Annotated in this window: 21 protein-coding genes; 15 read left to right on the top strand and 6 right to left on the bottom strand. The window is 64.2% G+C overall.

What is annotated here, in order from left to right; genetic code table 11:
• Nucleotides 1-219: 219 nt before the first annotated feature.
• Together N2604_RS35035 and N2604_RS35030 are read left to right on the top strand one after the other, a co-directional pair.
• Complete coding sequence (locus N2604_RS35035; RefSeq protein WP_260376373.1) at nt 220-1,365, top strand: YjgN family protein; 1,146 nt, start codon at nt 220-222, stop codon at nt 1,363-1,365.
• 3 nt (nt 1,366-1,368) lie between these two features.
• Nucleotides 1,369-2,478 carry a M48 family metallopeptidase gene (locus N2604_RS35030; RefSeq protein WP_260372501.1) on the top strand — a complete coding sequence of 370 codons (1,110 nt, stop codon included), beginning with the start codon at nt 1,369-1,371 and terminating at the stop codon, nt 2,476-2,478.
• Between the two features lie 343 nt (nt 2,479-2,821).
• On the opposite strand, the gene upp is transcribed toward N2604_RS35030, so the two are convergent.
• From upp to N2604_RS35015, 3 genes are all read right to left on the bottom strand, one after another.
• Entirely contained in the window at nt 2,822-3,451 is a 630-nt protein-coding gene (gene upp, locus N2604_RS35025; RefSeq protein WP_260372500.1) for a uracil phosphoribosyltransferase, read from the bottom strand.
• A 166-nt stretch (nt 3,452-3,617) separates the two neighbouring features.
• Nucleotides 3,618-4,856, bottom strand: a complete 1,239-nt coding sequence (locus tag N2604_RS35020) for a URC4/urg3 family protein (protein WP_260372499.1) — start codon at nt 4,854-4,856, stop codon at nt 3,618-3,620.
• A 5-nt stretch (nt 4,857-4,861) separates the two neighbouring features.
• Nucleotides 4,862-6,118, bottom strand: a complete 1,257-nt coding sequence (locus tag N2604_RS35015) for a GTP cyclohydrolase II (RefSeq protein WP_260372498.1) — start codon at nt 6,116-6,118, stop codon at nt 4,862-4,864.
• A gap of 341 nt (nt 6,119-6,459) precedes the next feature.
• On the opposite strand from N2604_RS35015, the gene N2604_RS35010 reads away from it, so the two are divergent.
• Both N2604_RS35010 and N2604_RS35005 read left to right on the top strand, forming a co-directional pair.
• The gene (locus N2604_RS35010) at nt 6,460-7,587 is read left to right on the top strand and encodes a pyridoxal-phosphate dependent enzyme (protein ID WP_260372497.1); all 1,128 of its coding nucleotides are present in this window, start codon (nt 6,460-6,462) and stop codon (nt 7,585-7,587) included.
• A gap of 93 nt (nt 7,588-7,680) precedes the next feature.
• Entirely contained in the window at nt 7,681-8,487 is an 807-nt protein-coding gene (locus tag N2604_RS35005; protein WP_260372496.1) for a class I SAM-dependent methyltransferase, read from the top strand.
• A gap of 307 nt (nt 8,488-8,794) precedes the next feature.
• On the opposite strand, the gene N2604_RS35000 is transcribed toward N2604_RS35005, so the two are convergent.
• Both N2604_RS35000 and N2604_RS34995 read right to left on the bottom strand, forming a co-directional pair.
• Nucleotides 8,795-9,610, bottom strand: a complete 816-nt coding sequence (locus tag N2604_RS35000; RefSeq protein WP_260372495.1) for a DUF2927 domain-containing protein — start codon at nt 9,608-9,610, stop codon at nt 8,795-8,797.
• 203 nt (nt 9,611-9,813) lie between these two features.
• On the bottom strand, nt 9,814-10,389 hold the full coding sequence (locus tag N2604_RS34995) for a L,D-transpeptidase (RefSeq protein ID WP_260372494.1): 576 nt from the start codon (nt 10,387-10,389) through the stop codon (nt 9,814-9,816).
• Nucleotides 10,390-10,653: 264 nt separating this feature from the next.
• On the opposite strand from N2604_RS34995, the gene N2604_RS34990 reads away from it, so the two are divergent.
• The 11 genes from N2604_RS34990 to N2604_RS34940 all read left to right on the top strand — a co-directional run bounded on the left by N2604_RS34990 (nt 10,654) and on the right by N2604_RS34940 (nt 23,203).
• Nucleotides 10,654-12,201: an acetolactate synthase large subunit gene (locus N2604_RS34990; protein ID WP_260372493.1), complete on the top strand. Its 1,548-nt coding sequence runs from the start codon at nt 10,654-10,656 to the stop codon at nt 12,199-12,201.
• Nucleotides 12,202-12,353: 152 nt separating this feature from the next.
• Nucleotides 12,354-12,872, top strand: a complete 519-nt coding sequence (locus N2604_RS34985; protein ID WP_260372492.1) for a hypothetical protein — start codon at nt 12,354-12,356, stop codon at nt 12,870-12,872.
• Nucleotides 12,873-13,047: 175 nt separating this feature from the next.
• Entirely contained in the window at nt 13,048-13,377 is a 330-nt protein-coding gene (locus N2604_RS34980; RefSeq protein WP_260372491.1) for a hypothetical protein, read from the top strand.
• A gap of 148 nt (nt 13,378-13,525) precedes the next feature.
• Nucleotides 13,526-14,011: a hypothetical protein gene (locus N2604_RS34975; protein WP_260372490.1), complete on the top strand. Its 486-nt coding sequence runs from the start codon at nt 13,526-13,528 to the stop codon at nt 14,009-14,011.
• 57 nt (nt 14,012-14,068) lie between these two features.
• Nucleotides 14,069-14,551, top strand: coding sequence for a transcription elongation factor GreA (gene greA, locus N2604_RS34970; RefSeq protein ID WP_260372489.1), 483 nt, complete (start codon nt 14,069-14,071; stop codon nt 14,549-14,551).
• 124 nt (nt 14,552-14,675) lie between these two features.
• Nucleotides 14,676-15,350, top strand: a complete 675-nt coding sequence (locus N2604_RS34965) for a hypothetical protein (protein WP_260372488.1) — start codon at nt 14,676-14,678, stop codon at nt 15,348-15,350.
• Nucleotides 15,351-15,737: 387 nt separating this feature from the next.
• On the top strand, nt 15,738-19,316 hold the full coding sequence (locus N2604_RS34960; protein WP_409241754.1) for a GAF domain-containing protein: 3,579 nt from the start codon (nt 15,738-15,740) through the stop codon (nt 19,314-19,316).
• A complete protein-coding gene (locus tag N2604_RS34955; protein WP_260372486.1) occupies nt 19,313-19,702 on the top strand; it encodes a response regulator in 390 nt (129 codons plus the stop codon). The genes N2604_RS34960 and N2604_RS34955 overlap by 4 nt, the downstream gene beginning before the upstream one ends.
• A gap of 120 nt (nt 19,703-19,822) precedes the next feature.
• Entirely contained in the window at nt 19,823-20,662 is an 840-nt protein-coding gene (locus N2604_RS34950; RefSeq protein ID WP_260372485.1) for a universal stress protein, read from the top strand.
• Nucleotides 20,663-20,731: 69 nt separating this feature from the next.
• Nucleotides 20,732-21,274: a 2'-5' RNA ligase family protein gene (locus N2604_RS34945; RefSeq protein WP_260372484.1), complete on the top strand. Its 543-nt coding sequence runs from the start codon at nt 20,732-20,734 to the stop codon at nt 21,272-21,274.
• Nucleotides 21,275-21,733: 459 nt separating this feature from the next.
• Nucleotides 21,734-23,203 carry an NCS1 family nucleobase:cation symporter-1 gene (locus tag N2604_RS34940; protein ID WP_260372483.1) on the top strand — a complete coding sequence of 490 codons (1,470 nt, stop codon included), beginning with the start codon at nt 21,734-21,736 and terminating at the stop codon, nt 23,201-23,203.
• A 58-nt stretch (nt 23,204-23,261) separates the two neighbouring features.
• Here the strand turns inward: N2604_RS34940 and N2604_RS34935 are convergent, their stop codons facing one another.
• Nucleotides 23,262-24,269 (bottom strand): hypothetical protein, encoded by a 1,008-nt coding sequence (locus N2604_RS34935; RefSeq protein ID WP_260372482.1) that lies wholly within the window; start codon nt 24,267-24,269, stop codon nt 23,262-23,264.
• Nucleotides 24,270-24,302 lie beyond the last annotated feature (33 nt).

Genomic DNA, 24,302 nt, shown 5'->3' with positions numbered 1-24,302 from the left:
GAATCGTGCCGCTGCCGCTGTCCTCGATTGCGCGTCGCTTCATCGAGGCTAGGGGACATCGACGAGCGTGATCCCCCGCACACCGTTTTGTCGTGGAAGCATGCAGAAACCGGCTGGAATCGAGCCAAATCGAACCCGCCCGTCTTGGGGATCGACTAACCTCTGATCTATAGTTTGACCGGAACAGATCCGCATCCCGAGGTTGCTGCCGTGAACGACATGCAATGGACCCCCATCGGGTCCGAACCCTTACCCCCGCCGCTGCCGCCGACGCGGGTCGATTTCTCCGGCAACCGCTCCGAGTTCCGCAAACTGGTCACCAAGGGTGCCTTGCTGGAGCTGGTCACCTTCGGCTTCTACCGGTTCTGGCTCGTCACCGACATCCGCCGTCATCTGTGGACGCACACCGCGATCGACGGCGACGCGGCCGAATACACCGGGCGGGCCAAGGAGCTCCTGATCGGCTTCCTGTTCGCGCTCGCGATCCTGGTGCCGATCTATCTCGCCTATTTTCTCGTTGGCATCGAGTTCGAGCGCTGGCAGGGCTTTGCCTCGACGCCGCTATTCATCGCCTTCTACGCCTTCGGCCAGTTCGCGATTTTTCGTGCGCGGCGCTACCGCCTGACGCGCACGGTCTGGCGCGGCGTCCGCTTCTGGATGGACGGCTCGGGCTGGGCTTACGCGTTTCGCGCCATGCTGTGGGGCCTGCTGGTGTTCCTGACGCTCGGCCTGGCGCTGCCCTGGCGCGAGGCTGCTCTCGAACGCTACAAGATGCGGCACACCCATTACGGCGATCTCCGCGGCGATTTCGAAGGCGACGGCTGGACCTTCTTCAAGCGCGGCTGGTGGTTGTGGCTGCTCAGCCCGATCGCGCTCTTCATCTTCCCGCTCGCACCGTTCTTTTACGCGGAGTTCAAGGCCCGCGAATGGCGCTGGTGGCTCGACGGCATCCGCATCGGTGGCGTCGGCCTGTCCTCGAACCTGCCGCACGACGCCTTCTACGGCCTGTACTGGAAAGTGATCGGCTGGTGGATGCTGCTCACGGTCGCGTTCGCGGCCTATATGGGCGGCAGCGCCTTGCTCGTCGTCACCCTGACCGGCGTTCCGGCCGAGGAGATCTTCGCCGGCGACAATGCGACGAAGAGCATCCCGATGGTGGTGATGATGGTGATCGGCTATTTCGCGCTCGCCCTTGCCATCAACATCGTGATGCGCGTCTATCTCCAGCGCGATCTCTGGGCCAAGGTGCTGGAGACCGTCGAGGTGCACAACATCGGGGCCGCGGCGGACGTGCGCGGCAGCGGTCAGCTTGCCAGCGCGCTCGGCGAAGGCTTTGCCGACGGACTCGATGTCGCGGGATTCTGAGCTGTGAGTGACGTGTTTGCCGAGACCCCGGCGCAGTCGGCCAAGCCGACCATCTTCTTCGACGGCGTGTCGAGCCGCAGACGGCAAGTGACGCTGACGCTCAGTGATGCGCTCGAGATCGCCGAGGACGGCGTAACGCCCGTTCGCTGGGCCTATGCCGACCTTCGCCGCGCCGACGGTCCCCCTGGAATCCTGCGCCTGGCTGCGACGTCCGCGCCGCCTCTGGCCCGGCTGGAGATCCGCGATGCCGCGCTCGCCGCAGAGGTGGTCGCCCGCTGCACGCGGCTCGACGAGCACCGGACGACGCGCCGCGGTGTCGCGAAGATCGTGGGCTGGTCGGTTGCCGCCGCCGTCTCCATCGTCTGCGTGGTCCTGTTCGGCGTGCCGCTCGCCGCCGACCGGCTCGCGCCGCTGGTGCCCAAGCCGGTCGAACGGCGTATCGGCGACGCGGCCGAGGTCCAGATGAAGACCATTTTCGGCCGCAGCGTCTGCGAAGACCCCGCGGGCAAGGCCGCGTTCACGAAGCTGGTCAATCGCCTGCGCGATGCGGCCGGCCTCGACGACACCATGACTGCCGGCGTGCTGCCCACCGCGGTGCCGAATGCCTTCGCGCTGCCCGGCGGCAAGGTGTTCGTGCTGAAGGGCCTGCTCGACAAGGCCGAGAATCCCGACGAGCTTGCCGGCATCCTCGCCCACGAGCTCGGCCATCTCAAGCATTACGACAACATGCGCGGCCTGATCTATAACGGCGGCACCTCGTTCCTGATCGGCCTGTTGTTCGGCGACGTCACCGGCTCCTCGGCCGTGATCTTCGCCTCGCGCAGCCTGGTCGAAGCGTCCTATTCGCGCGACGCCGAGACCGGCGCCGACACCTTCGCGATCGAGATCATGCATGCACTTGGCCGTTCGCCGAAACCTGCGGCCCAGTTGATGTTCCGCATCACCGGCAAGGAGGGCGGCTCCTCGCTCGCCACGATCCTCGCCAGCCATCCGCTGACCGAGGACCGCCTCGCGCGCATGACGATGGAGGATCGGCCCGCCAGCGGCCCGCCGCTGCTGACCGACAAGGAGTGGCAGGCGCTGAAGGGAATTTGCGGCAGCGGGAAGATTTGAGCGCGATGAGATCAGGCTTGATTGCTGCAACGACGAAGGTGCGCTCCCTCTCCCGCTTGCGGGCAGGGCGATCGCATTTGGATTTCACAGGGATTGTCCGCGGGCTTTGTTCGCCTCTCCCGCTTGCGGGAGAGGCCGACGCGATTGCAGAGCGCGGCGGGTGAGGGCTCTCGCCACGCAGGGAAACCTTCCGCAATCCCGAGCAATCCCGACGCCGCAATGGGTCCCCCAGAGGAAAGAACCCTCACCCGGCGCTACGCGCCGACCTCTCCCGCAAGCGGGAGAGGTGGACGAGCCCGCAGCCACTCGATTCAACCTGAAGCCATTTCGCTTTAGAGCGCGCTTACCGCGTTCCGTAGGCGCGGTCGCCGGCATCGCCGAGGCCCGGCAGGATGAACCCGTTCTCGTCGAGCCCTTCATCCACCGCCGCGGTCCAGATCGGCACGTCCGGATGCAATCCGCGCAGCCGCTCGAGTCCTTCCGGTGCTGCGATCAGGCAGGCAACGCGGATGTCCCTGGCGCCGCGCTCCTTCAGCCGGTCGATGGCAGCGACGGCGGTATTGGCGGTGGCGACCACCGGCGTCACCACGATGGCGAGGCGCTCGCTGAGGTCAGACGGCGATTTGAAGAAATACTCCACCGCGGCAAAGCTGTGCGGCTGGCGGTAGAGGCCGATATGGGCGACGCGCGCAGTCGGCACCAGGTCCATCATGCCGTCGACGAAGGTGGTGCCGGCGCGCAGCATCGGCACGAACACCAGCTTCTTGCCGGCGATCTTGGCCGAATGCATCGTCGCCAGCGGCGTCTCGATCACGGTGTCGGCGAGCGGCAGGTCGCGCGTCACCTCGTAGCACAAGAGCATGCCGATTTCCTTGATCAGCTCGCGGAACGACTTGGTCGAGATGGACTTGTCCCGCACCAGCGTCAGCTTGTGCTGCACCAGCGGATGATCGACGATCGTGACGCCTTCCATAATGAGATGCTCTTGCTTTTCCCTTCTCCCCTTGTGGGAGAAGGTGGCGCGAAGCGCCGGATGAGGGGTTGTCTCCGCGAAATCAACTGAGAGATGTGCCCGCGGAGACATACCCCTCACCCGGCTTCGCCTTCGCGAAGCCACCCTCTCCCACAAGGGGAGAAGGTCAGAACACCGTGCCGTCGCTGATCACCTTGAGCGGCGGCGAACCATCGGGGCGGCGCGCAAACGCGATGGCGCGGCCGGCGGCCCAGGTGCCGCCTTCCAGAATACTTGCAAGCGGCAATGTCTCAGGCGTGCGGCCGAGCTTGGCGCGAATGCGCTCCGCCAATTTGTCGAGCAATGCAACTGTCAGCGCGCGCCACTCCACGACGAGCAGCGAATCCACTTCATGCGCGCGCGCGGCGTCCGCGGCATCGCGCAGGCGCAGCACCTCATGGTCGACGAACAGGCCGCCATTGCGATATTCGGCAAGCCCGGTGAGGCCGTCGATGTCGGTTACCTCGAGGCCGGCGCGCTGCAGCGGCTCGATCAGCGAATAGCTCAGCCATTGCGACAGCTTGTGCAGCGGCACGAGGCCTGCCGTGCCATCGTCGGCCTTGATCGCCGGATGCCGCCAGCAATCGCCGAGCGGGACACCCGCCAGCGCGAGCCGCGACGGCCAGATCGGCCCGAGCTGGTTCAGCACCGCGGACAGGATCGCGGGCGCAGCGACGGCGCCGCCGGTCGCCTGCACCGCGATATGATCGAACAGCCCACCCGGCCGCGGCGTATCGTGTAAGCCGAACACGTCCGCACGCTCGGAGACCTGCCTGCCCAGACGGCGCAGCAGGTCGGTGCGTCCCTCGAGGCCGAGCAGCGGATTGGCGTCGCTGACCTGAAAGGCGGAGGTGAGTGAGGCAAGGGGCAGGCTTGCAAGCACCTCCGCATCGGCCCTGAAAGGCGCACGCGCATCGCGCGAAAACAGCCCGCTCGCGAACATGTCGAGGCTCGCGATCGCAAGTCCTTCCGATCGGCCTACGTCTGTTCCCGTCACGGCGTCGCGATAGCGCCACGCTGCGCCGGCACCTGCATCCAGCAGCACGCTGGCGATGGCGAGGTCGAACTCGGCGCGCGCCCGCGCCGCGCGATCCGGCCAGGACGCAGCATCGGCGAGCCGGGCCCAGCGATCGACGTCGCCGAGCACAAAGTGCCGCCAGCGCGCATGGAACGGAATGTCGAGCGTCGGATAGGCTTTCCGCGTCACGGCGAGCACGGCCTCGGCAACGCCATCCATGCGGTCGAGATCAACAGTGAAATGGGTGAGCCCGCCGGCAAGGCCGAGCTCGAGCATCTGCCCGGCGCGCGCGCGAACCGCCTTTGCGGTGAGCAGCGAGCGCGCCTGCGATTCCAAAGCGTCCGCCATCGCGATCAGTATTTTTCCAGCGAACGCCCGACCACGCCGTTCACGGACTGCTCCGGCGCGATGTCGGTGGAGTAATAGCCGGCGGCCTTCTTCGCGGCGATCTCGACATGGGCGTCGGCCGGAATCAGCTCCAGCGGGATCGGCACGCGCTCGACGATGTCGATGCCTTGCGAGGTCAACGCGTCGTATTTCATGTCGCTCATCGACAGGAAGCGGTCGATGCGCTTGAGGCCGAGCCAGTGGATCGTATCCGGCATCAATTGCTGGAAGCGTGCATCCTGGACGCCGGCCACGCACTCGGTGCGCTCGAAATAGGCGGCGGCCGCATCGCCGTCCTCCTGCCGTTTGCGCGCATTGTAGACCAGGAATTTGGTGACCTCGCCGAGTGCGCGGCCCTCTTTCCGGTTGTAGACGACGAGCCCGAGCCCGCCCTCCTGCGCGCCGCGCGCGGATTCCTCGATGCCGTGGATCAGATAGGGCCGGCAGGTGCAGATGTCGGAGCCGAACACGTCGGAGCCGTTGCATTCGTCATGCACGCGGCAGGTGATCTTGGTGCGGTGATCCGGCAGTTTTGTCACGTCGCCGAACAGGTAGACCGTGGTGCCGCCGATCGGCGGCAGGAACACCTTCATGTCCGGCCGCGTCACCAGCTCCGGGAACATGCCGGCGGTCTGCTCGAACAGCGTGCGCCGCAGCTCGGTCTCGCCGGTGCCGAAGCGCGCCGCAAGGCCCGGCAGGTACCACACCGGATCGATCGCGATCTTCACCACCGAGACGCTGCCACTGGCGTGCACGACCTCGCCGTCGGCGCGCAGCCGCTTTGCGGCGATCGCTTCGCGGATCTCCGGCAGGTCGAGCCGCGCCCGCGTCACCGCGATGCTGGGGCGGATGTCCGCGCCCTCGGCGATCTCCTGGCGAAAATTCTCGGCGACCAGATGCCCCCAGGGATCGAGCGCGACGATCTTGGTGGGATCGCTCCATTGCGGGAACGGGCCGATGGTCGCGGCCGGAAAGGTGTTGGTGAGGTCGGGCCTTCGAATCGGATCAAGCGCGCCGGCGGAGACCGCGAGCGCCCGGTACATCGCATACGACCCGCCATGGCTGCCGATCACGTTGCGATCCCCGGCGCGCGACACCGTGCCAATGATCGGCCCGCGGGCGCGCGCATCAGTGGCGCCCCAATGGATCGGAAAGGCGGCCTTCCTGCCCGGCTCCGGATGGGAAGTCAGGCGGATGTGGTCGGTACGGTTGGCACGGCTCATGTCCAGGCTCCCAAAAAACCAACGGCCCGCCGCTCGGACGGGCCTGGCTCGCTTGCGACGCCGAACCGGCGGCGCAAGCTCAATCCAACATATTGTAGCGGCCGGCGACGACAGACAAGTTAATCGTGGCAGGGCGCAGCGGCCGTTGGCGGCCAAATTCCGTCATCGAGAGGGCCGTCGGGCCTGCCCGCATCGCTCATCGAGCTCGCCGCCTTGCCTGCGAGGCCAGTTTAAGGAATTGAAATAGTTCCGTTTTTCGTGTTTTCAAGGAGCTGTTGCTTCGTTTCGTGCGGCGGGCTTCAAGTTCGGCGCACCGCGCTGCCCCTGCCTTGGAGACTGCCATGCCCGCCGCCAGCTACATCGATCCCCGCAACGGAAAGCTCTATCCCCTGGACCAGCCGCGCTGGTGCTCGGACGAGCGCACGCCGCTGCTGGTGACGCCGGGGGCGGGCATCTCGCGCGAGGACATCGATGGCCGGACGCGGTCGCTCTGGCGCTACCGGGCGGCGCTGCCGGTCGAGATCAACACCCCGATCACGCTCGGCGAAGGCTGCACGCCGCTGGTCCAGCAGGAATGGGGCGCCCTCCGCCCGCTGTTCAAGCTCGAATGGTTCAACCCGACCGGCAGCTTCAAGGATCGCGGCTCCGCCGTGATGCTGTCCTTCCTGCGGCAGATCGGCATCTCGGCCATTCTGGAGGATTCCTCCGGCAACGGCGGCTCGTCGATGGCCGGGTTGGGCGCCGCCGGCGGCATGCGCGTTAAGATTCTGGCGCCCGCCTCGACGTCGCCGGCCAAGATCGCGCAGGTCCGCGCCTACGGCGCGAGCGTGCAGCTCGTGGAGGGCCCGCGCGAGGAATCCGAAGCCGAGGCCATCCGCCAGTCGAGCCAGACCTTCTACGCCAGCCACAATTGGCAGCCGTTCTTCCTCGAAGGCACCAAGTCGCTCGCCTACGAGATCTGGGAAGATCTCGGCTTCCGCGCGCCCGACAACGTCATCGTTCCCGTCGGCGCCGGCAGCAGTCTCCTGGGTTGCGCCTTCGGCTTCCGCGAGCTGTTGAAGACCGGGCAGATCTCGACGCTGCCGCGCCTGTTCGCGGCGCAGCCGCTCAATTGCTCGCCGATCGATGCAAGCTTCAAGGCCGGTGTCGATACGCCCGTCGCGCGCGAGGTGAGCAAGACCGTCGCCGAAGGCACCGCCATCAAGACTCCCCTGCGCCTGCGCGAGATCATCGCCGCCTTGCGCGAGAGCGGCGGCGGCACCATCGCGCTCACCGAGGACGAGATCGTCGCCGCCCTGCGCCGCCTTGCGCGCCAGGGCCTGTTCGCCGAGCCGACCAGCGCCAGCGCAGCTGCGGCCCTGGACAAGCTCGCCGCAACCGGCGCCATCAGGGCAAACGAGACCACGGTCGCTGTTCTCACCGGCACGGGCCTGAAAGCCGCAACCACGGTCGCCGATCTCGTGCAATAGAGCCCTTGTGCCGCGGAGCCACGCTAACGCGTTGAACCTTCGGTATGCGTCGCCAGCCTCATGAAGATCGACCTCAAGCAAAGGGAGAGTTCCATGACCGCGCAGGACCCGTTTGCAGGTTTCAAGGCCATCCAGAAGGAAGCCTGGTCGCTGTTCACGCCGATGGAGGTTTTCACGACTCCGACCGCGGCCAAGCTGGTCGGTTTTGCCGGCATTGCCGCCGGCCAAAAACTGCTCGACGTCGGATGCGGCACCGGCGTTGTCGCGATCACAGCCGCGCGCCGCGGTGCGAAGGTCAGCGGTCTCGACCTCTCGCCGGTTCTGATCGAGCGCGCCCGCGAGCACGCAAGGCTGGTGAATCTCGATCTCGACTTCGTCGAGGGCGACGCTGAAAGCCTGCCCTATGGCGACAGCGAGTTCGACGTGGTGCTCAGCCAGTTCGGCCACATGTTCGCGCCGCGTCCGGACGTCACCATCGGCGAGATGCTGCGCGTGCTGAAGCCCGGCGGCACCATCGCCTTCTCCACCTGGCCGCCGCATCTCTACACCGGCCGCATGTTCGCGCTGGTCGGCCGCCATCTGCCGCCACCCGAGGGCGTCGCCTCACCGGCGTTGTGGGGCGATCCGAAAATCGTCGCCGAGCGTCTCGCGGGGAAGGCGAAGGAAATCTCGTTCGAGATGGACATGATGACGCCGTCCACGCTCAGCCCGCAGCATTTCCGCCGCACCATGGAAGCGACGATCGGGCCGTTGATCAAGCTCGTCGCCCAGTACAAGGACGAGCCGGACAAGCTCGAGAGCTTCCGTGCCGAGTTCGAGGCGTTGATCTCGGAGTATTTCGACGCCGGCAACAACGTGATGCGCCAGCAGTTTCTGATGACGAAGGCCAAGAAGGCGTGAGGCGCGATCGAGGGTGAAGGCGAGGTCTTGCCTACCCTCCTGGAAGGTAGAGACTTTCGCATCTGCATTTTGCGCGACCGCGCGCGGCCGCCGCGCACTTGAGGCCCATCCTTCGAGACGCCCGCTTTGGGCGGGTTCCTCAGGATGAGGGCGGCGCGCGCGGCAGCAATTTCAACGAGCACTGACGCCGATTAGCCTCATCCTGAGGAGGCGCGTAAGCGCCGTCTCGAAGGACGAGGCGTGCGCGCAGGCCGCCGCCACAAGTCATATGCGATTGCCCTCCCTCGCAAGGGGAGGGCAGTGCGCTTCACTCCTTCAGATCATTCACCCGCTTCACCCAGGCGCGCACGTCCTTGAGCACGGCGGGCAGCACCGCCTTGACCTCCGCCACGGTCATGCCCGCCTTGATGCGGGGATCGTACAGCAGGTTGAGGATGTACTGGTCGTAGACGTCGAAATAGCCCATCGAGACGTTGTCGTTGAACATGGTCCAGGGCACGCTTGTGGTGTCGTTGATCGGCCCGAGCGATTGCAGCAGCTCCTCATAGGCGCAGTCGAGGAAGGTGAAATCGCCGTTGTCGACGGTGAGGATGACATCGGAATGCTCGATCTCGAAATTGTCGTTCTTGCGGAAGCCGGACAGGCATTGCGGATCGAGCGAGGAGCGGATCTCGCGCGCCTTCTCGGCGCCGTAGAAGCTCGAGATGGTGCGGAAGAGATCGCGGTCGCGCACCAGCTTCACGCGCACGTTCGCCGCTTCGTTGGTCTCGATCATGGCGATGTCGAGATGCTGCACGCGCTTGCCGATGTCGGCCACGACCTTGGCGAGCTGCGTCTTGCGATCGGCGCGGTCGCTCTCGGCATAGACGCGCACCGGTCCGTCGAACTTGCGGATGCGGTCGACGCGGCCAGCGAGGTGATATTCGGCGCCGAACGCCGTCTTCAGGAAGCCGTCGACGATCTCGCCGTCGGTGAAGCTCTTCTTCTCGGCGCGCTGGCGCGAGGAGATCGCCGGCAGCTCGCCGGCCGCAGCCATGGTAGCGGTGTCAGGCGCACAGGTGAGCGTCGCGAGTACCAGCAGGGCGAAGCGACGGCCGGGCGAGGGCGGGACATATGCGCTCATCGTCCTGCGACGCTGCCGCATTCGCGCCTCGCGCACAAGACCGCAAATTCACGCGCCCTGCGGGTTCCGGCCGCATGTCGGACTCTCCTCAACCTCTCCCGCTTGCGGGAGAGGTCGCGTAGCGGCGGGTGAGGGTTCTTCCTCTGGGGGATTGTCCCGTTGCGGAGAGACCCTCTCCCGCAAGCGGGAGAGGGCGCGCGGACCTACTTGTTCAGCACCACCACCGTGGTGCCGACCGAGACGCGGCTATAGAGGTCGGTGACGTCGTCGTTGGTCATGCGGAAGCAGCCCGAGGAGACGGCCTGACCGATCGTCTCCGGCTCGTTGGAGCCGTGGATGCGGTACAGCGTCGAGCCCAGATACATGGCGCGGGCGCCGAGCGGATTCTCGATGCCCCCCTTCATGTGGCGCGGCAGGTCCGGCCGGCGCGCCAGCATCTGCGACGGCGGCGTCCAGTCCGGCCATTCCTTCTTGGCGGTGATCTTGTGCACCCCGCCCCAGCGGAAGCCGTCGCGGCCGACGCCGATGCCGTAGCGCAGCGCCTGCCCGTTCCCGAGCACCAGGTAGAGCCGCCGCTCGGAGGTGTTCACCACGATCGTGCCGGGAGCGTAATTGCCGTTATACATGACGGTGGTGCGGGGGATCGGGCTCGCACCGTGGCCGAGATAGCCGGTGGAACTGGTGCCCGTGAAGTCTACCATCCCCGCCGCGGATGCGTCGGCTGCGCCAGCCAGCAACAGCGCCATTGCGGTCATCGGTGCGGCAAAAAACCGGATCATCATTTCCCCCAGAAAAAAATCGATTCAACCGGAGCCAGAGGCCATATTTGCGCGCGTTCCGCAAGCCACGGGCCCGTGAGGGCCGCATCGTTAACGACTGACGTTACCAAATCGCAACTGCGCCAATTTGCTGGAAAGCGTTAGCCAAATCCGCGCGTCGTCACGCGGGGCAGGGCCGCAATGCCCGCTATTGCTTTGACGGGCCGCGCGAACAATGATTGACCGAACGGATTACTGGAAACGCCGGTTGCGGGAGCAGACAGAATGAACGGTGCGGAAAGCCTGGTGCGGACGATGGTCAAGGGCGGGGTGGACGTCTGCTTCACCAACCCCGGCACCTCCGAGATGCATTTTGTCGCGGCGCTCGACCGTGTCCCCGGCATGCGCTGCGTGCTCGGCCTGTTCGAAGGCGTGGTGACGGGCGCGGCCGACGGCTATTTCCGCATGAAGGGCACGCCTGCCTCGACCCTGCTGCATCTCGGCCCCGGCCTCGCCAACGGCCTTGCCAATCTGCACAACGCCAAGAAGGCCAATTCCGGCATCGTCAACATCGTCGGCCAGCACGCCGTCTACCACATCGGCTACAACGCGCCGCTGACCTCCGACATCGAAGGCCTGGCCCGGCCGATGTCGTCCTGGGTCCGCACCTCGCCGGATTCCAAATCGGTCGCCGCCGACGGCGCGGCCGCGATTGCCGCTGCCAAAAGCGCACCGCCGCAGATCGCGACCCTGATCCTGCCCGCCGATACCGCCTGGAACGAAGCCGACGGCATTGCCGAGGTTCCGGCCGAGCAGCAGCGCGCGAGCTATTCGCCGCAGGCGGTCGAGCACGCCGCCAGAATCCTGCACGGCGACGGCGAAGGCACGCTGCTCCTGATGACCGGCAGTGCGCTGAGCGCGCAGGGTCTGGTGCTGGCCGAGCGCATCGCCGGCAAGACCGGCTGCACCGTGATGGGCCCGACCTTCCGCCCCAAGATGGCGCGCGGCCGCGGCCGTTTCTCGATCGACCGCATCCACTACGTGATCGAGAACGCGCTGCCGATGCTGGCGAAATTCCGTCACATCGTGCTGGTCGAGTCGGACGATCCCGTGGCGTTCTTCGCCTATCCGAACAAGCCGAGCATGCTCAAGCCGCAGGGCTGCGAGGTCCATCGCATGACCTCCTGGGGCGAGAATTCGGTCGCCGCGCTCGAGGCGCTCGCCGGCGCCGTGAAGGCCAGCGCCAGGGACGTCAAGCCGCAGGCTTTGCAGGAGCTGGTCAAGCCGACCGGCGCGCTCACCTTCGCCTCGATCGCACAGGCCATTGCCTGTGCGATCCCCGAGAACGCGATCATGGTCGACGAATCCCTCACCACCGGCCGCGGCTTCTTCCCGCCGACGGCGGCGGCCGCCCCGCATGACTGGCTGCAGAACATGGGCGGCTCGATCGGCTTCTCGACGCCGCTGTCGATCGGCGCCGCGATCGCCTGCCCGGACCGCAAGGTCATCACCATGGTCGGCGACGGCAGCGCGATGTACACGATCCAGTCGCTGTGGACTCAGGCGCGCGAGAACCTCGACATCGTCACCATCGTGTTCGCCAACCGCATCTACCAGATCCTGCGTGGCGAGTTCGACAATGTCGGCGCCGGCGAGCCCGGCCAGCGCGCCAACGACATGCTCCGCCTCGACCGGCCGACACTGGACTTCGTGGCGCTGGCCAAGGGCATGGGCGTGCCCGGTCGCGCCGTCGCCAACGCCGACGAGTTCAACAAGGCGCTGGCGGAGGCCGTCGCCGAGCCCGGCCCGCGGCTGATCGAAGTGCAGATGTAGACCGCGCCGGTTGCGCCGCGAATTCCGGCCTCATGTAGCCCGGATGGAGCGCAGCGTAATCCGGGGGTCGGTGCCTTTTGCGAGAACCCCGGATTGCGCTACGCTCCATCCGGACTACTAACTTGGCGTGCTCGTGATGGCCCGGAGGCACCATGCAGACCGAGCTGAACAAGGTGATCGCAGCGCTCCGGGACTTCTACGCCCAAGAAGGTTTCCTGTTCGAGAAGGATGTCGGCGAGCGCGCGGTCACGCACCGTTTCGCCGTGCATCTGGAAAAACAGTTTTCCGGCTGGTCGGTCGATTGCAATTACGACCGGCTCGGCGAGCGCACGCTGCATCTGCCGCACGGCACGATCATCTCGACCGACGACCATCTCGGCAAGTCGATCTACCCCGATGTCGTCGTGCATCAGCGCGAGATCCCGAACAATCTGCTCGCCGTGGAAATTCGCAAGACGAGCAATCACACGCCGCTCGATCACGATCAGCACAAGCTGCGGGCGCTGACCGACGTCCATGTCTGGTTTCCCTATTGGATCGGCTTGCTGCTGGTGCTGGACAGGTCGCACGTGACGATATCGGAGGTCTATGTCTCTGGCTTCGTCGACGAGGCGCTGTCGCGCTGGTTCGCGACGCGGCTGGAGGAGACCAGCCTGGGAGCTCGCGCATAGCGGAGCGCGGCGTGCGCAGTGACGCACGCCGCGTTGTCATGACGATAGGCCATGCCGGCAATGTGATCCCCACCACAGTTCCGGCGTGGGATCGGACCTATTGTCGACGGACTTGCACGCGTCGATGCCGGAGGCCTACGCTGGCCCATTCGGATCAGGCATTTTGGAGGTTCTGATGCAGAAATCATATTTCCTGGCTGCGACGGCAGCGCTGGTGCTCATGATGCAATCGCCGCTCGCACTGGCGCAGGGCGCTCCAGCGACGGGCGGAGCTGCCGCGACAAGCACTGCGCCGGCTGCGACGACGACAGCGCCGAGCGCGACCACCGATACGTCCAGCCAGCCCACTGACGGCAAGAAGAGCGCGTCGAAGAAGCCGGCTAAGAAGAAGATGACCCGGCAGCAGGAGATCGATCATTCGATCGACACCGGCACCGTGCCGGCGCGCTACCGCAGCTCGGTGCCCAAGCAGTACCAGCAGTACATTCCGTTCGATAAGCAGTAACGGATCGCACGGCGCGACGTGAGCGAACGTGGTGCCGCCGGTCATTCGGATTTTAGAACACGGCCTTGGGTCGGCGGTGTCCCGCCTCCCATCGCCGGTGGCGGTCTGCGCGAGCGGTGCTAGAGTAGGCCGAAGCCCGGGGGGAATGATGAGTGACGAGGTGAAGGATGCCGGCCTTGTGGCCATGATCAGCAGCATCCTGGGAGGCAACAAGCGCGCAGACCATGTTGCACCGCCTCCGCTCGCCGAGGTTCCGCCGATTGTGCCGGCGGATCCGGTGGAGCCGGTCGAGGCATCCAGGTCCGAAGCGGCCGCGGCCAAGGCCGAGAGCGCGCCCGATGTCGCACCGGCGGCCACCAAGCCGGTCGAGCCGCCCGCGCAAATCGCAACCACGCGGGACGGCAAGCGCCTGCTGCCGGCGGAGGCGATCGCCGATCTCGTGCTCGGCGAGCTGCGCAAGCTGGAAAACTTCCCGAGTTCGGGCGTTTCGGTCACGGTCTATGGTTACCGGCACTGGAACGCGATGCTCACCTTCGCGCCGTTCTCGACCAGTTTCCAGAACGCAACCCGGTTCCGTCAGGCCGTGCCGGACCTCGTCTTCAAGCTCCGCCGTTTCGTCGAACTTGAGATATAGTCTCGGTCGTCGGCGCCACACGGCGTCGCCAACGAAACAGTTCGACAGGATCTTCAATTGAGCGTCGCCTTCACCAAGGAAGAGAGCGCCGAAACCGCGTCCGAGACGCTGTTGCCGGACCGCCCGATCTCGCCGCATCCGAACCTCGTGACGGAAGCAGGCTTCAAGGCATTGCAGACGCAGCTTGCCGAAGCGCGCGCGGCCTATGAAGCCGCGCAAGCCATCGAGGACGTCAACGAGAAGCGCCGGCAATCGGCCGTGCCCCTGCGCGATCTCCGCTATCTCACCGAACGCTTGCGCACGGCGCAGGTGATGCCCGATCCCGTCGCGACCGAAATCGTCGCCTTCGGCAGCACGGTCAGCTTCAGCCGCGCCGACGGCCGGGTGCAGACCTACCGCATCGTCGGCGAGGACGAAGCCGATCCCAAGGCCGGCTCGATCTCGTTCGTCTCGCCGGTTGCGAGGTCGCTGATGGGAAAAGCGGTCGGCCACGTCGTCGGCTCTGGCGCGCAGGAGATCGAGATTCTGTCGATTGCGTAGCGTGCGCAAGCCGAGGTGAGTTGCGTGGCAAAGAGCGCCATCGACAGCAGCAATCCCATTCGCCTAAAGCATGATCCGGAACAGCGCGAGGCCGTCGTCTCCGCCAAACGAAGTTGATGATTGGATGAGACGGTTTTTGTCGGGAGCCTTGCCGTTCTACGCGCTGGCTGGTCTGGCCATGTGCATGTACCTCGTTCTCTACAGGACGAGCCTGTTCGACCTGAACGCTATCGTCCATGGCGCGACCGGGTCGGCTTGGTTTCCAGCCTTCATGTTCGTCTGCGTGCTGGTGGAAGCGGTCTTTCCGTATTTCGGCTATTTTCCCGGAACCGCCCTCATCCTGATGTCCGTGGCGCTGAATCCGAAGGCCGTGGACGGCTCGGTCTTCGTCGTGGCGTGGCTCGCCATCATCCTGGGCGCCGTTCTCAGCTACGGACAGGCTCGTTTCTTCCGGCCGTTCCTGCAACGGGTGGCCTCGAAGGCGGCCCTGCGCCGCTGCGAGGCCCTGTTCGACGCCTATGGCCCCTATGCGCGCATTGCCTTGTTCGTTCATCCCAACGCCTGCGCGATGTATTTTACGGCGCTCGGACTGCTCGGCCGCGGCCTGACGCGCGAGCTCGCTTATCTCTGCGTCGGTGCGGCGGCCGCAGTGGGCATTCTGTTCGTCATCGTGACCAGGCTGGTGTCGTCCATCGGCCCCACCGACGATGGCGAATTGCAGGTGCTGCTGGCAGCCGCGCTGGTCGCCATGGGGACACTGATCGGTCTCTACACGGCCTGGCGGCCCAAGGCCGCTTGAAGCTTGCTCTGTCGTTGTGTTCCGGGACGCAATCTACGGCGCTCGCGGTACTTGGGTCCCGCGATCCCCCCTAGAGCATGATCCGGAAAAAGTGTGAAGCGGTTTTCCGAAAAGATCATGCTCAATCAACAACCTAAAGCGCGATGACGATTCATCCTAATCGCATCGCGCTTTAGACCAGCGGACCCGAAGCAAATCGGTCCCCAGCGGCATTTTGTGGAACTCGCCGCTTCGGTCGAGCACGAAAGGCGAATTGGCGCGTAGTCGATTGAAAATCAACCCCTGATACGTCTGGTCGGAAGCACCTGATGGTGGAATAATTCCCGACGCTTTCTTGATTAGATTTTGACGTCGGCCGCGAACCGGCTGGCGACGTGGATTTTAATCATGGCCGCGCTTCCTCAGGACGTTGTGGCGGATTTGCAGCAGGAGAACGCGCGGCTCCTGGCCGAATTGCGCGCCGCACAAGATCGCGAGACCGCCACCGCGGACATTCTCAAGATCATCGCCAGTTCGCCATCGGAGGTGAAGCCGGTATTCGATGCTATCGCGAGGCGCGCAAATGCCTTGCTCGGCGGCTTTTCGACGACCGTATTCCGCTTCATCGACGGCAATGCCCACTTGGCGGCGTTCACGCCGACGAATTCTGCCGCCGATGAAGCATTGAAGAAGATGTTTCCGCGTCCGATCGCCGATTTCGAGAGTTTTGCGAGGACACAGGCCGGCAAGGTGGTGCCGACCCCCGATACTGAAGCGCTGACCAACGACATCAAATTCATCGCGCGCGCCCGCGGCTTTCGCAGCATGTTGTTCGTTCCGCTCGCGACCGGCGGCGTGGTGATCGGCATGATCAGCGTAACGCGAGCCGAGCCGGGGGCCTTCGCTCCGCATCATGTGCAACTTCTGCAGACCTTCGCCGACCAGGCTGTCATCGCCATAGAAAACGTGCGGCTGTTCGACGAGGTGCAGGCGCGTACCGACGACTTGCGGGAATCGCTGCAGCAGCAGACCGCGACCGCGGACGTGTTGAAAGTCATCAGTCGCTCCGCGTTCGATCTGCAAACGGTTCTCGACACGCTGACGGAATCGGCGGCGTCGCTGTGTGGCGCCGACATGGCGGCAATCCTCCGGCAGGACGCTGATGGTTCCTACTATCATGCAACTCGGTACAATTTCTCGCCCGAGTGGGCCAAGGTCTCGACGGGCGTTCGGCTCAATGCTGGACGCGGTAGCCTCGTCGGGCGCGTCCTGCTGTGCGGCAAGGCTGTTCAGATCCCGGATGTCCTGGTCGATCCCGACTATGCCTATCCCGAGCAACAGCGGGCCGGCGGTTACCGCACCCTTCTGGGCGTGCCCTTGCTTCGGTCCGGAGAAACGATCGGCGTGCTATTCCTGGGCCGCAAGACCGCGAACTCGTTCACGGACAAGCAGATCGACCTGGTCTCCACTTTCGCTGATCAGGCCGTGATCGCGATTGAGAATGTGCGGCTGTTCGATGAGGTCCAGGCGAAGACGCGCGATCTCGCCGAATCGCTCCAGCAGCAAACCGCGACTGCCGATGTGCTGAAGGTGATCAGCCGCTCGACCTTCGATCTGCAGACCGTGCTCGACACGCTGGTCGAGTCGGCGGCACGGCTGTGCGAAGCGGAGATGGCATTCATCATGCGCCGCGAGGGCGATGAATATCAGGCCGGAGCCGCGGTCGGGTTTTCCGAGGACTACATCGCCTTTCTGCAGGCTCATCCGATCGCCCCCGGCCGGGGCACGGTTACGGGTCGAGCCGTCCTCGAACGCCGTCCGGTGCAAATCCTCGACGTCGCGGCCGATCCCGAATACGGCCTGCAGGCGTCGATCACGATGGCTGGTCAACGCACGGCGCTCGGTGTCCCACTCCTGCGCGAGAATGAGCCGATCGGCGCGATCGTGATCGCCCGCAAGCGCGTGCTGCCCTTCACCGAAAAGCAGATCGAGCTCGTCGCCACGTTTGCCGACCAGGCGGTGATCGCCATCGAGAATGTCCGGCTGTTCGAACAATTGCAAACCAGGACGCGCGATCTATCCGAGGCGCTGACATACCAGACCGGCAGCGCCAATATCTTGAGGGTCATCGCTTCCTCTCCGACTAAAGTCGGTCCGGTGCTCAAGGCCATCGTGGAAAGCGCATGCGGGCTTTGCGAGGCATATGATGCGCTGGTCGTTCTGAGGGATGGCGACGATCTCGTCATCCAGGCGCACCATGGCCAGGTTCCCGTGGTGTGGAGCCGACGATCGATCAGTGTCAAATCGCCTACCGGCCGGGCGATTATCGATCGTCGCACCGTTCATGTGCACGACCTGCTCGGGCCCGAGGGGGAGCAATACCCGACGGGACGGGAATATGCGCTTCGCTCCAACGTTCGGACCGTTTTGAGTGTGCCGCTCTTGCGCGAAGGCGAGAGCATGGGGGCGATCGTGCTGCGTCGTATGGAGGTACGCCCATTCGACGACAAGCAGGTCACCCTGCTGCAGACCTTTGCCGACCAGGCTGTTATCGCCATCGGCAACGTGCGTCTGTTCGAGCAATTGAACGAATCGCTGGAGCGGCAGACGGCAACGTCGGAGGTGCTGGAAATCATAAGCGCTTCATCGGGCGCACTCATCCCGGTCTTCCACAAGATGCTGGAGAATGCGACGCGAATTTGCGGCGCCGGCTTTGGCACCATGAATCTCTACGAGGAGGGCGGCTTTCGCACGGTCGCATTGCACAACGCGCCGCAAGCTTATGTCGATACCCGGCTCTACCAGAACATTCGCCCACATCCCGCGAGCGGGCTCGGCACCGTCGAGAAGACTCATCAGACGGTTCATATCGACGACATCAGGACGCAGCCGCCCTATATCGAAGGCGACCCCAACGTTCGCGCGCTCGCCGACCTTGCCGGCGCAAGGACCCTCGTCATTGTGCCCATGCTCAAGGAAGATGAGCTGATTGGCACCATCACGATCTTCCGCCAGGAAGTCAAACCCTTCACGGACAAGCAGATCGAGCTCGTGTCCAACTTCGCACACCAGGGCGTGATCGCGATCGAGAATGCACGCCTGCTGAATGAACTGCGTGAGCGCACCATGGAACTGTCGCAATCGCTCGAGGAATTGCGAAATACGCAGGATCGGCTGATCCAGACCGAGAAGCTTGCCTCGCTCGGGCAACTCACCGCCGGCATTGCGCACGAGATCAAGAACCCGCTCAATTTCGTCAACAATTTTGCTGCGCTGTCCTCCGAACTGACCGACGAGCTCGGCGACGCGCTGCGCTCAGCCGGCCTGGGCGAAGTGGAAAGGCAGGACATCGACGCGCTGATCCACATGCTGCAAGGCAACCTGGAAAAAATCGTGCAGCACGGAAGGCGCGCCGATTCCATCGTCAAGAATATGCTTCTGCACTCCCGCGAAGGGTCCGGCGAACGCCGCGCGGCGGACATCAACGCCATCCTCGAAGAAAGTCTCAACCTGGCCTATCACGGAGCCCGCGCGGAAAGAGCCGGCTTCAACATCACGCTTGAAAGACAACTCGATCCGTCTGCGGGCGCGCTCGATCTGTATCCGCAGGAAATCACGCGGGTGTTCCTCAATCTGGTTTCAAACGGTTTCTACGCGGCGAGCAAACAAAAGGACGCCGTCGGCGACGGCTTCGAGCCAAGGCTGCGTGCGACGACCACAGACCTCGGCGGCGCCGTCGAAATCCGCATTCGCGACAATGGCACCGGCATCCCGGCCGACGTCAGAGAGAAGATATTCAATCCATTCTTCACGACCAAGCCGGCCGGCGAAGGAACTGGCCTCGGCCTTTCAATCTGCCACGACATCATCGTGAAACAGCACGGCGGCAGCATCGAGGTCGATACCGAGCCTGGCGAATATACCGAGTTCATCATTACGCTGCCGCGTACGCGGGCGGCACCGTTGCAGAGCGGAGGCAGAAGTTGAGCGTCTATATCATGGTGGTCGACGACGAGCCCGATGTCGAGGCGCTGTTCCGCCAGCAGTTTCGGCGCGATCTGCGCGCCGGTCGTTTTCTGATGGAGTTTGTATGCTCGGCACCGCTGGCTTTGCAGCGCGCGGCCGAGATTCGGGATGCCTCCCTGATTCTGATCCTGTCCGACATCAACATGCCCGGAATGAGCGGACTGGAGATGCTGCCTATCGTGCGCTCGGCCCGCCCCGATGTACCGGTCATCATGATCACGGCCTATGGTGACGCCGAGACCAAGCGCAAGGCGCTGGAGAAGGGCGCCGCCGACCTATTGACAAAACCAATCGACTTCGCGGCGCTGCGCCAGGAGATCGATACGAGACTTGAGCAGGCCGCATGAATTGCAACCATTGCCGGTGGCAAACCGGAGCGGCTCGCAAGGTAACGCTGTTGCAGACGCTGCCCCAATTGAAAGCAGGCATCCTCCGTCAACCTTCGTCAGAAAAATCGGAGATTCAAAATGAAGACGCTCTTGGTCCCGCTTCAGAATATTCCGATGATGACAGCCACGCTCGCTGTGGCCTTAGACCTCGCGCGACGCTCCGGCGCCTATATCGAAGGTTTTCCACTCCGGTTCGGCATCCCTCAATATGCGGCCGCCGAATTGGCCACCGGCATTCTCCTGGATTCGTATCAAGTGAAGAGCGAAGCCGAACTGAACGACATGCACAACTTTTTCGAAGCATTCATGCTCAAGCATGATGTTCCTCGAGCCACCGCAGGGTCGAGCCCGCCATGCTTCGGCTGGCTTGAGACCGCGCCTGAGGGCGAAGACTTTGTCGGAAGTTATGGGCGCGCTTTCGATCTGATCGTGATGGCACGGTCGGATGTTGATGCTGCGGGCCCTCACCGCCGCGCGATTGAGTCCGCGCTGTTTGAGAGCGGCAGGCCCGTTCTGCTGGCGCCGTCGAATGCACGAAGAAGCGTCGCAACAAACATCATGATCCACTGGAACGGGAGTACCGAGCAAGCTCGGGCAAACGCATTTGCCATGCCGTTGCTTCGTCTGGCCGAAAGGGTGTCGGTCCTAACCGTGATCGGCGGCCAAGCGGTGCCGGGACCGTCCGCCGGTCAGATCGCTCGGCAACTCCAATACAATGGCATTGCGGCCAGCTTGATCAGCGTTGAGCTGGAGGGGCGCGAAACTGGTGAGGCGGTCCTCGATGCCGCCAGAGCACACGGTTGCGATCTATTGATCAAGGGAGCCTTCACCCGCACCCGGCTACGGCAGATGATATTCGGTGGGGCGACCAGCTATATATTGGAACACGCGGATTTGCCCGTGCTTATGGCTCACTAGCGCACAAAGGCATGGTTTTGTCGTCACCGGTAAGACAGAAATCCATTGGCTCATGGAGCGACCAAGCGCATGGCTTTGGCTATCAACATTCGGTCCGACGCTTCCTCCGCAAAGCGGATCGAAGCCTTGTGGGATGAAGTTGCCGCGTTTGAGAGCCAGCCTTCGATGAGGACTCTCGGCTATCGCCCTCATTTTACATTCGCCATCTATGATGCCCCCGAGATTACCGCGAAGACCGCGTGGGAGACCATGCTTCGCGCAGTCGGGGACGACGGGCAATTGCTGGTCGCATTCAAGCGAATTTGTTGGTTTGCAGGTCCGCCGCTGGTACTCTGGGCGGAGCCGGAATTCGATGAAACGCTCGTTCGATGGCACGCTTCCATCAGCGCTGCAATCGATCCAGCCTTTTGTCGGCTGCACTATCGGCCCGGAAACTGGCGACCTCATTGCACGCTCGGCACGCAAATCGCCGACGCAAAGCGTGATGACGCGATCGCTTTCGCGCAGTCATTCGACGGCAGCATCAGCGTGCTGTTCGACGTCGTGGATTGCGTTGCTTTTCCGCCTGTGCGCGTGGTTGCAGAACAGGGCTTGCCGCTTCGCACTCCGTGAGCCGACGTCCCGCTCATCGATGCATCCGGCCGCTCCAGCCGCGACGATCATCCGTGCGCCTCTCCCGACGATGCCATCCTGCCCCTGTTTTGCCCGACAAGTCAAACGCGACTTCGGAAAAGAAGTAACCCCTTGATCCCGCTGGACCCGTCTACTGTGCATGGGGTTGTTTTGCCGTTTTTGATGGAGCGCTCGCGGCCGACCGCTGACGGCGACGTCGGGTATCCGGGATCGTTCGATATTGGAGCGGGCAGGGGGGATGGATGGCGGGCGCACAACGGATCGAACCTTGGACCTCCCCGTGTGAAGGGAACCGCCCGCCCATCGGCTGGACCGGCGCCTGGACCTCGATTCGACGTTGCCCACGAATTGACCGATCGTAAAATGCGTTTGACCGTTCGGTCAAAAATGGCATGCCGCTTGCTTGTTGAACGGCGTGTTCAGCAAGGAGTCGGAACAATGAGCGGATCGCATGCCACCCCGCCCGTCGTCGTCATCACGGGCGCCCATCCGAAGCTCTACAACCACGACCTCGCGCCGACCGCGCGCGAAGGCAAGACCTGGGGGGCTTTCAGCATCTTTGCGATGTGGATGTCCGACGTGCACTCGGTGGGGGGCTACACCTTCGCGGCCAGCCTGTTCTTCCTGGGGCTGACCGGCTGGCAAGTCCTGCTCTCGATGGTGATCGGAATCTCCGCGGTCTACGTCTTGATGAACCTGATCGGCCGCCCTTCTCTGAAATACGGCGTGCCGTTTCCGGTGGTGGCACGTATGTCCTTCGGCGTCATGGGCGCCAATCTTGCCGCCTGTTTGCGCGGCATCGTCGGGATCGTGTGGTATGGGGTGCAAACCTATTTCGCATCCAAGGCCGTTCAGGTTCTCGTGCTGACTTGGTTTCCGGGCGCGGTGTCGCTGACCCAGAACAGCATCGCCGGCCTGTCGACGCTCGGCTGGCTCAGCTTCGGCTTCATGTGGGTGTTTCAGCTCCTGATCTTCCTCAACGGCATGGAGACCATTCGGAAGTTCATCGATTTCTGCGGACCGGTCGTCTACGTCGTGATGTTCGCGCTGGCGATCTGGATCCTGGCGCAGACCGGCACCTCCAGTCTCGACTTGCAGCTCAGTCCGCCTGCCGGGGGAGCGACGGCCGGCCATATGGCGAATGCCGCGATGCTGATCGTGGCCTATTTCGCTGCGCTGCTGCTCAATTTCGGCGACTTTTCGCGGTTCGCCCGCGACGAAAAGGCAATGAAGCTCGGCAACTTTCTCGGGCTCCCGGTCAACTTCATCGTGTTCGCCGTCATCACGGTCGTCGTGACCGCCGGCACCGTGCAGGTGTTCGGCGAGGCGATCATGGACCCCGTCTTGATTGTCGAAAAGATCGGCAACCCATGGATCGTCGCCTTGGGATCGATCACCTTCATCGTTGCAACGATGGGCATCAACATCGTCGCCAATTTCGTTTCCCCTGCCTACGACATCTCCAATCTCAATCCGGAACGCATTAATTTCCGGACCGGCGGGCTCATCACCTCGATCCTGTCGGTCATGGTCTGTCCCTGGCTCTTCGTATCAAGCCCTCAAGCGATTACGATCTTCGTCGGCATTTTCGGCGCCATTCTCGGCCCGATGTTCGGCATCATGGTGAGCGACTATTATCTTGTTCGTAAGCAGCACGTCGTCGTCGAGGATCTCTACACCATGTCCTCCTCCGGCTCGCTCTACTTCGAGAACGGCTGGAATCGCAGAGCGTTGATCGCTTTGGTGTTGTCCGGCGCGGCCTCGATCGGTCTCGCCTTGCTCGGCGCCTACAAGGTCATTCCCGATATCGGCGACTGGGGCTGGTTGGTCGGCGCAGCTCTCGGGGCCGTGCTGCACCTCGTGCTCATGTCGCGCGAGATGCGGGTTGCGTCCGTGCCGGCGGAGTGACTGTTCTTCACCAGAAGGCGGCCTTGCTTCGAGGCCGCCTGAGTCACGTTCGAATGCCCTATAACGATTGCCGCTCCGGCGCGGACGCCAGCGCCCGAAGCAGGGCCGCCACGTAGTGCCGGGAGCGATCGCGCGCATCCGCCGCGCGTTCGGGACGCATGCTGACGATGGCGTCCCGCAGGGCTTGCAGCGTGGTCATCTCCGGCACCAGTCGCGCGGTGAATTGCGCTGGTGTCATCGGCTTGGCGACGGCACCGGGGGGCTCGACCAGGAAAAGTACGCCGTCCACGAGCTCCATTGCGCGATCGAAGTAACGGGAGTTCACGACGGCCCAGGCCTGCGCTACGCGGGGATCGGCGAGATAGGCCGCGATGTCGGCCGCGACGAGCGCGTGCATCTGCTTGACCCGCGCGCGCAGTCGGGCGATCTCGGCCACCCGTTCGGCATCGGGCGGTTGGCCCGTGTGCAAGGGCACGATGAGCTGCGAGCCGAGCCGGCCGGCGACGTCGCGCAGCTCGGTGATGAGCGTCGCGACCTGCACCATGTCGGTGGCGGCGGGATCGGCGGCCACGATCTGATCTCCGAGGTCGCCGACGAGAGCCTGCACGGGATCGACGGCGCTGAACATGCCTTCGATCGCAAGCTGAAGCCCCTCCGCACTGCGCTCTGTCCGAGGTTGGGCGATGATCGCGTCCACGCCGCGCCGTGCGCGACGGAGATCCGAGCGAATGACGTCAAGCTGCGCAAGGAAGTCGCGCGAGCGTTGATCCTTGCCTGCAAGGAGGGTCGACAGGATCGCGATGGCATCATCGACCTCGGTACGCGCCGCCCGCAGCGCGCCGGTGAAGGGTTCGTCCCCTGCCGCCTCGGTCATCGCACTGTTGGCTGGACCGCGTTCTGCGGAAATCCTGCTCATGACCAGCAGCGCGGCATGGAAGCGCCGGAAACTGAGCAGATCGACGTCTGGGGTGGGAGGCAGAGACCCGCCGCGCCAGAAGAGATGCGCGGCGAAAGCCAGCGGCCCGAGGATGGCCGGTGCGGCGAGATACGGGAGCAGGCGTCTCATGTTCGTTCATATCCTCATCGACAGCCGAAACGT

The sequence above is a fragment of the Bradyrhizobium sp. CB1015 genome (assembly GCF_025200925.1).
Classification (GTDB): domain Bacteria; phylum Pseudomonadota; class Alphaproteobacteria; order Rhizobiales; family Xanthobacteraceae; genus Bradyrhizobium.
This window is presented reverse-complemented; position numbering and strand designations above follow the sequence as displayed.